The organism is Desulfobulbaceae bacterium, from assembly GCA_013792005.1.
Classification (GTDB): domain Bacteria; phylum Desulfobacterota; class Desulfobulbia; order Desulfobulbales; family VMSU01; genus VMSU01.
Genome location: VMSU01000090.1, coordinates 1 through 9,451 on the forward strand (window position 1 = coordinate 1; position 9,451 = coordinate 9,451).

Here is a 9,451-nt window from a genome sequence, read left to right on the forward strand (position 1 = left end):
ATGAGCAGCGCGACTTCGATAAAGTTAATTACAAGGTGGGCCTGGTGCCATCAACACGGATCGAGCAGACTGGCCGCTGCTCATCCGCCACGTTATGCCATGTAAGTAAAAATTCCTTGCAGCACGAAAGAGTTCATTTAATAAATCGGCGCTCGATTCAGTTCGGCTCAACTAAAATGCTTCAGTGGATAAACCACTGAGCAGGCCAAAAAGATAAAAGATCAATAAAGCAAAAACGTAGTCAAACCGTTTGCCGTCACCCGAAAGATGACAAGGCGACCGAAAGAGTCCGTGAACGGACAAATTCAAACGAGGACGCCAAGGATCGTGGACGGGGTAGTTGTTACTATCAATCAGTTGTGCTTTACAAAATACATTGGTGCAAACATGGATATATCGCTCATAAATGGAACAATTACCAGCCTGCGTCTCGCTGGTGATATTGCGAAGGGAATTCTCCAACTCAATACTCTTTCTGAGGTCCAAGGAAAGGTCATTGAACTTCAAAGTGCAATCCTGGCTGCTCAAAGCGGTGCCCTTGAATCTAACGCGGCACAATCTGCGGTGGTTGACGAGATACGCGCACTTAAAGAAGAAATTGCTCGTATAAAAGCATGGGAAAGTCAAAAGCAACGCTACCAGCTTACACCATTCGGGGAAGGCCCTGCTGTCATGTACGCCCTTAAAAAATCTATGAGCGAATCCGAACCACCTCATTGGATATGCACAAAATGCTACGAAGACGGAAAGCGAATGATCCTCCAGCCAAGAAAGGACAAGAATGGTTTTATTGTTATCGCTTGCCCGTCTTGCAATTCTGTAATCCATACTAGGCTTAGAGGTATCGGCCCTGCTGAATATGTTTAACATATTAGTCTATCCCGCCCGGAAAAAGACAAAAATCCAGCGGACTGACGATCTTGCGTCCACTGGATTTTTCATAAAGCCCGTCTGCCCTTTGCTCAATATTTGATTCTTTCATATACTTACCTCCGTAAAATTTATCGGCATGAATAAAGTGAATGCCCAACCACATAATTAACCCGACAAGCGGGTTATCATGGCGATGGCCCGGCTGCGCCGGGCCATCGTGGCGGATGAGCAGCGCGACTTCGAAAAAGTCCATTACAGGTGCGCCTTCGGGCCATTAACTCGGATCGAGCAGACTGGCCGCTGCTCATCCGCCACGTTCGACCAACAAATAAGGATAAACAATGACAGCTGAAGTCGGCGTATTAAATCGAATGGGAGTTGCACTTGCAGCGGATAGCGCAGTTACAATCGGTACAAAAGAATCGAAAATTTACACATCTGCTGACAAATTGTTTCAACTTACAAACCATGCTCCGGTGGGCATCATGGTCTATGGGTCAGCTGACTTGTTGCAGGTGCCTTGGGAAACCATCATCAAGGAATATCGAAAAGTTTTGGGAGAGAAAACCTTCCCCCACTTATTAGATTATTACAATGATTTTATAGGGTTTTTGACATCTAATGCTGATTTCTTCCCAAAACAAAACCAGGCAAACTTCGTTGAATTTATTGCATACGACTTCTTTGGGTACTTGTTAAACTCCTTTCATGAAAAAATTGAAAAAGAAATTGAAAACAAAAAAACAATAACTGAAAGTGAAATAAAATCGTTAATCACCTCAATTGTACAAGACGAAATCGAATTAACGAGAAAAGCCGGCTCCCTTGATAATCTCCCTAAAGATTTTCCGAAGGAAGTTTTAAATAAATACAAGCATATTCTGGCAAAGGCCCGCAAAGAGGTATTTGAAAAACTACCGATCTCTCAACTAACAGAGAGAAGGTTGTCTCAATTAGTTGCTGAACTTCTATCTTCAAAACGGCTGATTAATAGAAAAATCCATTCTGGGATAGTTGTTTCAGGGTTTGGAGAATCTGAGTTGTTTCCAACACTTGCAGAAGCCACTATTGCTGGCATCGTCAATGAATTACCGTTATTTGCCAAAACATATGAAATGGCAATTGATTATAATATAAACTCTTGTGTTGTTCCTTTTGCTCAAAAAGAAATGGTACATACTTTCATGGATGGCATTGATCCGGAGTATGGCCGTTTCATTTCAAGCTCAACATCAAATCTGTTTATAGGTGTAGTTGATGTATTGATTGAAGAAGTTAGGAAAAAGAATAAAAAAATTGGTGATGATATTAAAAACACAATTTCAAACAACCTTGACAAGCTTCTGGACAATCTCCACAACCAGTGGAATGATGTCAGAAGAAGCCACTATTCAAATCCAGTTATGCAAATGGTTGCATCTCTCCCAAAGGATGAGTTAGCTGCAATGGCTGAATCGCTAGTAAATTTAACAAAATTTAAAAGGCGGGTAAGCACCCAGCAAGAAACAGTCGGGGGGCCAATAGATGTTGCGGTAATAACAAAAGGTGATGGGTTCGTTTGGGTAAAAAGAAAACATTATTTTGAGGCTGAACTAAACCCAAGAAGAATATCAATGTATTGCCACAAAAGGTGATTGCTATGGCAAAATCAAAAGAAAAGAAATACACGGCACTCCATGAGGTGATGGAAAATTACACACCGAACTTCACAAAAGCCATCAAGCAGCATATAGCCTCTGAAGCAAATTCAATAGATTTTACAAGAAAAGGCATCGTGGTGGCACACCAACTTGCAGCAGAGTTCGAAAAAAACTTATCGAAAAGATAGGATGTCGAACAATTGCATTCACCAGATGGCGAGAAGCGCGGCGGCGCTGACGCGGCTAGTTCTGTGGCGCCACTGGTGATGCAGGTCGATGGCCCGGCTGCGCCGGGCCATCGTGGCGGATGAGCAGCGCGACTTCGAAAAAGTCCATTACAGGTGCGCCTTCGGGCCATCAACTCGGATCGAGCAGACTGGCCGCTGCTCATCCGCCACGATAGGCGTCTAAATAGAAACTTACAGAAAAAACACGATATCTCAAAAGAACAACCTCGTACTTGCGAAATTTCTTGATTTTCAAAAAGTACGAAGGGTATGTTTACGAAAAAATCAAAATTTTCGGAAATACAGAAATGTTTAACCCAGAGAAGCCATACTACGACTTACCACTCCTTCCGCCAGTGCAAAAACTTGAGTCAATCGAATTGTTCAAGGCATTACTGCCTGCATCCGAGGCATTGGCTAAGCTTTCAGCAACCGCTGAACATTTGCCAAACCAAGCATCTTTGTATGAAAGTGTCATTCTGCTGGAAGCTAAAGCTTCTTCAGAGATCGAACATGTAGTGACAACAGACAATAAGCTATTTGGCTCAGAATCCCCTCAAAAAGCCCCAGACCCCATGACAAAAGAAGTTCATCGATACGCAGATGCTGTTCGTCATGGGTGGCAATCGAAAAAGCCTCTTTGCACAAACATAGTTGAAGAAATGTGCTCAATTATTAGAGGCAAACCTGTACGAGTTAGAAAAGTTCCCGGAACGGCTCTTTCTCAGTCTTCTACAGGGAAAATCATTTACACATCCTCCGGATGGTGAAAAATTAATAAGAGACCTTCTGGATAACTTATTTAAATGGATGAACAATGAAGATGAAGTCCATCCAATAATAAAAGCGGCAATTGCTCATTATCAGTTTGAATCTATTCATCCATTCACTGATGGCAATGGAAGAACAGGCAGGATAATGGTCGTACTGTATTTAGTGGAACAAAAACTACTTGATGCTCCAGTCTTATTTCTATCAGGTGAAATCCTACGCAATAGGGAGTCTTACTATTCCTTGCTTCAAAAAACGCACGAAACTAATGACTTTTTCCCATATTTAATGTGGTTTATTGGACTAATTCATACCGCATCACTCAGATCAACAACAAGAGCCCTTAAAGTTCGAGTTGCTATGCAAGAAGTAAAAAATAAGATCCGAGAAATCGATATAAATATGTATTCGCAAGATCTTGTTAATGTACTATTTCGCAGCCCAATCATTTTTGCTAATCACCTTGTGCATTTTGGTGTTGCTGGAAGCACTTCTACTGCTCATGCATATCTAAAAAAACTTGAATCATCCGGTTTACTAATTAGATCTAGCCGTAGATATAACCGCAAAACTGGGTATATAAATAATCATCTACTCAATGCCCTTAGCGGCGAAATAGATCTTTCGGAATAGCATAAAACAAAAATCGCCTATCAATCGGGTCAACCTGACTGGAAGAAGCTTGGCGGCGCTAGACGCGGAAAGGTTGGGTGGCCAGCAGGTTACCCAAAACGTTCGACAGATCATAAACCATAAGGCAACAAGTAAAATTGGACCCCAAAACTTTATTTGAACATGCTCAAAAACATTGGCACAAGCCGATTGGATTGTTTGTTGCCGTTGTAGGATTACTACTCTTCGAAGTAGTTATTTCGAGCAACCTGTCGCTTTCATGGCTAATCAACCTTGTAGTTTATGTTATTTCAATTTTTGCAGTTATAGGAGTTTGGTATTGGTCAAACCGTCTGCCAAAGACTCCTGATGGAAAAGTTGGATTTACTGTTTCTATTGCATGCTCAAATGAACAAGAAAAAAGGAAAATCAGAGAAGATTTTATAATTACATTACAGTCATTAATTAAAAACGGAACATCAGGTAATTCATTTCACTTTTACGAAGTTCCTCAACATATCGCGGAAACCATTAACGATAAAGACCAAGCCTTGGTTTTAAAGCAAAAAACTAGATCGCACTTTGTTATTTATGGCAGAGTAAGATTTAGGAAAATAAATGGTGTTGATTGCTATCATTTAGATTTAGAGGGAGCTGTTGCACATAAACCTATTGACAAAAAATTTAGCGACCAAATTTCTAAAGAATTTACAGAGCTATTCCCCAGAAAGGTTTCCATTCCAACCGACAATGACTTGTTGTCATTTACATTTACGACTGAGTGGACTGAATTTGTCGCAAAATACATTATAGGGATTGCTGCGTTTTGCTCTGGAGACTTAAATTATGCTGAAAGATTATATCAAGAGTTACAAGCTAAGTTAATAAGCACTGATGGCAGTTTCCCTGTTTTTGTCAAATTAAAAGAAAGGCTTCCTGCTCGTTTGTCTGAAATTTACCTGACAAGAGCTTTGTCTATTCTTGATGCATGGACACAATCAAACGATAAACATCTTATTCCGCTTTTATCTGAGAATACGGATAAAATAGAAGATAAATTTGATAACGATTATAGAATTCTTTTACTAAAGCAGATAACTCCATTTCTTAGCCGTCGGGATGTGTCAAAAGCTAAATCCTATGTAAAAAAATGCAAAAAATACAATGACGTAATATGGCATTTTAACTTGGCATTTCTAGATGCATATGAGGAAGATTTGCGAAATGCTGTTAGGCAATATCGCGTATGTTCTAGTTTCCCAGTCCAGGCCAATACACTTAGCCAAATCGAGGACTTTCTATGTTGGATTTTATCGGAAGAACCAGACAAATACCAATTCCATTATTGTTTAGGATTTTTTAATTGGAAAATCAAAGGAGATTTGAAGCAGGCAATAACCGATTTCAAGTTGTTTCTTGATTACCCAGAAGAAAGTAAATTCCATAAAGAGAAAGAATTAGCAGGGAAATGGATTGAAGAAATCGAAACTTCTTTGCAAAAAAATAAGCAAAAGCAGTTAAATATGTCGAACCAGGCGTTTGAGCTGACCGGGTGAACGTCTGCGGCGCTGAAGCGCTGAACTCATTGGCCCGGTCAGCTCAACTTAACGATGCCCCCTAAAAAACAGGGGGCATCGTGGCCAGATGAGGAGCGCGCAGGAATAAAGAGTGCCTAGCTTATAGAACCGTCTGGGCATCAAGGAGATTGAGCCAGACGCGCCCTGCGCGCTCCTCATCTGGCCACGATGGCCCGGCTGCGCCGGGCCATCGTGGCGGATGAGCAGCGCGACTTCGAAAAAGTCCATTACAGGTGCGCCTTCGGGCCATCAACTCGGATCGAGCAGACTGGCCGCTGCTCATCCGCCACGTTATATTCACAGGGCACGGACATGGAATGGGAAGCTGTTTTTAAATTAATAACAGCATCAATCGCCTCAATAGGCGCTGGTGGAGCATTAGTATTTGCTCTGTCATCGTGGCTTGGAAAAGTGTGGGCCAACAGGATTCTTGGAAATGAAAAACATAAATTAGAATCTGAGCTAGAAAAAACAAAAAGAGAGCTAGATGTTATTAAGGAAACTACACTTAAGTTTCAGAATGACAAAATCCTTACATACCGCGCAATAGTAGATGTAGTAGCCCGAATGCTTTCCTCTTTTGACTCACATCAGATGGGCAGACTTCGAACCGATGAAGCTGGTAGTCGGTTTGATGAATTCAATGAACAGAGGCTTAGGGTATATGGGTATCTTGCAATGCTTGCCCCACAGTCAGTAATGACCGCACAGGATAAACTTATGGATTATCTAATATTGATTGCTGGCGGCTCAGTAGATTATGACTGGCATAAAGTAAGAGAATTATCGATAAATCTACTAAATGAAATTCGAAAAGATATAGGAATTGACAAGAGCCCTATCGAATATGGAGGGGAATTGTGAATATAACAATGCCATTAAATCCGACGCTCGTACCTCGCGCGGTTTATGGCAGGCGATGGCCCGGCTGCGCCGGGCCATCGTGGCGGATGAGCAGCGCGACTTCGAAAAAGTCCATTACAGGTGCGCCTTCGGGCCATCAACTCGGATCGAGCAGACTGGCCGCTGCTCATCCGCCACGTTAGCGAACAATAAAAAAATGAGGGCTACAAAATGGACCATCTTTCCCCACGTGAAAGCGAACATCATAAAACAGAACTTATCCAGAGGCTTCGAGATGGACTGTCAGACAATATCGACATCGAGTGGGACAAAACCCAAAACAACTTAATTTTTAAAGCAAAACAGACAGGCAAAACAATATTAACTGCACAATACAACCTTCCCCCATATCCAATGAACACTGACGCGGACACACTTATAGATCAAGTAAAATCAAGATTAGAAAAATCTGATTCCGTGCAAAGATAATGTGCGGTCTTGTTGTCCGGGGAAAGTAACTGGAATCGAATATTTTTATTATATTCATTCATTCTTCTTTTGGCTTCTTCAACAATATTTCTGTCAAAAAAACAATCGTCGTTAACATCAACTAAATATCCTTTTGAAGAAATAGCTTTATTGGGCGATAAATCCCAAATTTGCAACCTGAACCCTTTTTTCCCAGACATAATGCACCTCAACTTCAGCTAAAGGAAACTCCTGTGGGCCTATACAAAAAACAAGGCTATCGCCGCTTGTCTTTCTTGATTTCGATTATTGCTTTTATACTTACATACACCTTCTATGCAGTCGCATATTCAATAAGCACGGAAGAGGCTTTAATTCACATTCCCATTGTATCTATGCTGTATGCTGGTGGTGTGTTTATTTTTACTCGGCTTGTCTATTGGGTGATAGACGGCTTCATATCGAAAGACAAAGAATAAAGGTAACCCTCAACCAAAAATGAGGTAGTCAGCAAATAAGGCCTGGGTCAAATCTTTATCCTTGACAGCCATGTCAAGGATAAAGATTTGACCCAGGCTTCCCTTTGAACAATAATGAATAATACACCTATGTCACTTTTGAAATTGTGGGGCGAGCTTTATGGAATACATGACGAAACCAACCGAGGAGGTCTCGTAAAGGCTCTACACAAAGACAAATTCTCATTAGAGGCATTTATCTATTACGGCACAATTATCCTAGTGGCCCTTTTTACATTATACATATTCCATCTCAGCGAAAAAAGCGTTGGTGCTCTATTGTTAGTGATTCCAGAACTTTGGATAATTTACTCATGGATAAATATAATGATAGAGCGAAAATATAAAAAATTGTGCGATTTACATAATTTGAAAAAGTATCATTTTTATCAAAGGCCAAAGTTCATTAGTTACTTATTGTTCGCGGATAAACTCAACACATCAGGATTTATTAAAAAAGACGATGTTGATATTTTAGTCGATTGGGAAAAAATAGAAAACATCAAGCATGACCTACTATCCTTCTTTAAGGAACCAGTTGTGCTAATAGTACTAACCATGACTGCTGGAATTTTTTCTAATTATATAAAAATTCAAATTGAAGCTGAAAATATTCCTCTGAAAGCAGTGTTATTTTTTATATTTTTCACCTTGTTTTTCCTCTGGGCATTTTCAGATACCATGAAAACAAGCACAAAGAGAAATAAAGAAATATGCCAATTTCTCCAATGGTGGAAGTTGGACAGACTCACATAACCATGCAATTCAGCGGAAAACTAGGCCTGCGGCCTATTTTCCGCTGATCGCAGCCGTTAGGCAATTAAAAATATGGACAATCAAGATCGATACAAAAATCGCTTTGGGCTTGATGGATCTGACAAGAATAAAGCGAAATGTGCATTTGAGCATGCCGTAGATATCAGAAAGTTCGAAATCGAACTTTACTGGAAAAGGGCTACCTATTTCTGGGCCTTGATTGCCGTTGCCTTCGCTGGTTTTTTTGCCATCCTTTCCACTGAGAAGATCCAAGAAAAAGAATTATATGCATACTTCGTCGCAGTTATTGGTTTTGTATTCACATGGGCATGGTTTTTAGTGAATCGTGGAAGCAAATTTTGGCAGGAAAATTGGGAAAATCACGTTGGAATGCTGGAAGATTCTGTTATTGGCCCACTGTATAAGACAGTACTTCATCGCCCCAGTAGCTCAACCTATATAGACAAATTCATTACAGGCCCGGCAAAAGTCTCTGTCTCAAAAATCAATCAGTGGGTAAGCACATTTACACTGCTAATATGGATTTCATTGATTTTTCAGGTTCTTCCAAAATTTTCGCTATCAGCACCACCAAGTTGGGAGAGAATATGTGTTGCCATAGTAGGACTTATTTCATGCTTCATGATGTGTTATGGAGGAAAATCAAATTTGGGACCTCATAAACACAAAATGCGAACAAGAAAAGCTCAAATACTGTGACTCCTAACAGGGTGCTAACTTTAGGCATCAGAATGTGAGGGGATTTTTTTCAATAGATAAGGAGACTTTTATGCTGTCAAATGTGATGAAGCGGACTGGCTTGGTAATTTCGTCAGTATGGGTATTGGTTGGGGGCTATTATATTTACCTAAATAACTCTCACCAAGAGTATTGGGCCAGGGTGAGATATGTATGTGAAATAGGCTCTGCAGCCGATTGCGCTGCTTTGACTTCAAAAGGCAATGAGCTTTTCTCTCCGGAATGGCTGACAATCGGTTTATATGTTTTGATAGGGCTAATTTTTATATGGGGCGCACTGTTCGCAATAGCTTGGATAATGCGTGGCAAAGCATCTAGATGGCCCGGCTGCGCCGGGCCATCGTGGCGGATGAGCAGCGCGACTTCGAAAAAGTCCATTACAGGTGCGCCTTCGGGCCATCAACTCG

12 protein-coding genes are annotated in these 9,451 nt (G+C 40.9%); 9 read left to right on the forward strand and 3 right to left on the reverse strand.

Annotated elements, in window-relative coordinates:
• The first annotated feature begins 291 nt into the window (after positions 1-291).
• On the forward strand, positions 292-867 hold the full coding sequence (locus tag FP815_04915; GenBank protein MBA3014277.1) for a hypothetical protein: 576 nt from the start codon (positions 292-294) through the stop codon (positions 865-867).
• A gap of 4 nt (positions 868-871) precedes the next feature.
• Here the strand turns inward: FP815_04915 and FP815_04920 are convergent, their stop codons facing one another.
• Entirely contained in the window at positions 872-1,126 is a 255-nt protein-coding gene (locus FP815_04920) for a hypothetical protein (GenBank protein ID MBA3014278.1), read from the reverse strand.
• A gap of 88 nt (positions 1,127-1,214) precedes the next feature.
• On the opposite strand from FP815_04920, the gene FP815_04925 reads away from it, so the two are divergent.
• From FP815_04925 to FP815_04950, 6 genes are all read left to right on the forward strand, one after another.
• Positions 1,215-2,507 carry a hypothetical protein gene (locus FP815_04925; GenBank protein ID MBA3014279.1) on the forward strand — a complete coding sequence of 431 codons (1,293 nt, stop codon included), beginning with the start codon at positions 1,215-1,217 and terminating at the stop codon, positions 2,505-2,507.
• 5 nt (positions 2,508-2,512) lie between these two features.
• Entirely contained in the window at positions 2,513-2,701 is a 189-nt protein-coding gene (locus FP815_04930; protein ID MBA3014280.1) for a hypothetical protein, read from the forward strand.
• 284 nt (positions 2,702-2,985) lie between these two features.
• Positions 2,986-3,510 carry a hypothetical protein gene (locus FP815_04935; protein ID MBA3014281.1) on the forward strand — a complete coding sequence of 175 codons (525 nt, stop codon included), beginning with the start codon at positions 2,986-2,988 and terminating at the stop codon, positions 3,508-3,510.
• On the forward strand, positions 3,395-4,144 hold the full coding sequence (locus tag FP815_04940) for a Fic family protein (GenBank protein MBA3014282.1): 750 nt from the start codon (positions 3,395-3,397) through the stop codon (positions 4,142-4,144). Before FP815_04935 ends, FP815_04940 begins: the two co-directional genes overlap by 116 nt.
• A 137-nt stretch (positions 4,145-4,281) precedes the next feature.
• Complete coding sequence (locus FP815_04945) at positions 4,282-5,679, forward strand: hypothetical protein (protein MBA3014283.1); 1,398 nt, start codon at positions 4,282-4,284, stop codon at positions 5,677-5,679.
• A 333-nt stretch (positions 5,680-6,012) separates the two neighbouring features.
• Positions 6,013-6,564, forward strand: coding sequence for a hypothetical protein (locus FP815_04950; GenBank protein ID MBA3014284.1), 552 nt, complete (start codon positions 6,013-6,015; stop codon positions 6,562-6,564).
• Between the two features lie 422 nt (positions 6,565-6,986).
• Here FP815_04950 and FP815_04955 read toward each other — a convergent pair whose 3' ends face one another.
• Positions 6,987-7,232, reverse strand: a complete 246-nt coding sequence (locus FP815_04955) for a hypothetical protein (protein MBA3014285.1) — start codon at positions 7,230-7,232, stop codon at positions 6,987-6,989.
• Between the two features lie 372 nt (positions 7,233-7,604).
• Between FP815_04955 and FP815_04960 the strand changes: the two genes are divergently transcribed.
• Entirely contained in the window at positions 7,605-8,285 is a 681-nt protein-coding gene (locus tag FP815_04960; protein ID MBA3014286.1) for a hypothetical protein, read from the forward strand.
• Between the two features lie 72 nt (positions 8,286-8,357).
• Positions 8,358-9,005: a hypothetical protein gene (locus FP815_04965; GenBank protein MBA3014287.1), complete on the forward strand. Its 648-nt coding sequence runs from the start codon at positions 8,358-8,360 to the stop codon at positions 9,003-9,005.
• A gap of 159 nt (positions 9,006-9,164) precedes the next feature.
• Here the strand turns inward: FP815_04965 and FP815_04970 are convergent, their stop codons facing one another.
• Positions 9,165-9,422 carry a hypothetical protein gene (locus FP815_04970; GenBank protein MBA3014288.1) on the reverse strand — a complete coding sequence of 86 codons (258 nt, stop codon included), beginning with the start codon at positions 9,420-9,422 and terminating at the stop codon, positions 9,165-9,167.
• Positions 9,423-9,451: the final 29 nt, after the last annotated feature.

What these genes read in the sequence shown, in the direction of transcription:
- FP815_04950 (MBA3014284.1), top strand. Translation starts at nt 6,013, where the DNA reads ATGGAATGGGAAGCTGTTTTTAAATTAATAACAGCATCAATCGCCTCA.
- FP815_04920 (MBA3014278.1), bottom strand. Translation starts at nt 1,126, where the DNA reads ATGGACTTTTTCGAAGTCGCGCTGCTCATCCGCCACGATGGCCCGGCG.
- FP815_04925 (MBA3014279.1), top strand. Translation starts at nt 1,215, where the DNA reads ATGACAGCTGAAGTCGGCGTATTAAATCGAATGGGAGTTGCACTTGCA.
- FP815_04960 (MBA3014286.1), top strand. Translation starts at nt 7,605, where the DNA reads ATGAATAATACACCTATGTCACTTTTGAAATTGTGGGGCGAGCTTTAT.
- FP815_04930 (MBA3014280.1), top strand. Translation starts at nt 2,513, where the DNA reads ATGGCAAAATCAAAAGAAAAGAAATACACGGCACTCCATGAGGTGATG.
- FP815_04970 (MBA3014288.1), bottom strand. Translation starts at nt 9,422, where the DNA reads ATGGACTTTTTCGAAGTCGCGCTGCTCATCCGCCACGATGGCCCGGCG.
- FP815_04965 (MBA3014287.1), top strand. Translation starts at nt 8,358, where the DNA reads ATGGACAATCAAGATCGATACAAAAATCGCTTTGGGCTTGATGGATCT.
- FP815_04955 (MBA3014285.1), bottom strand. Translation starts at nt 7,232, where the DNA reads ATGTCTGGGAAAAAAGGGTTCAGGTTGCAAATTTGGGATTTATCGCCC.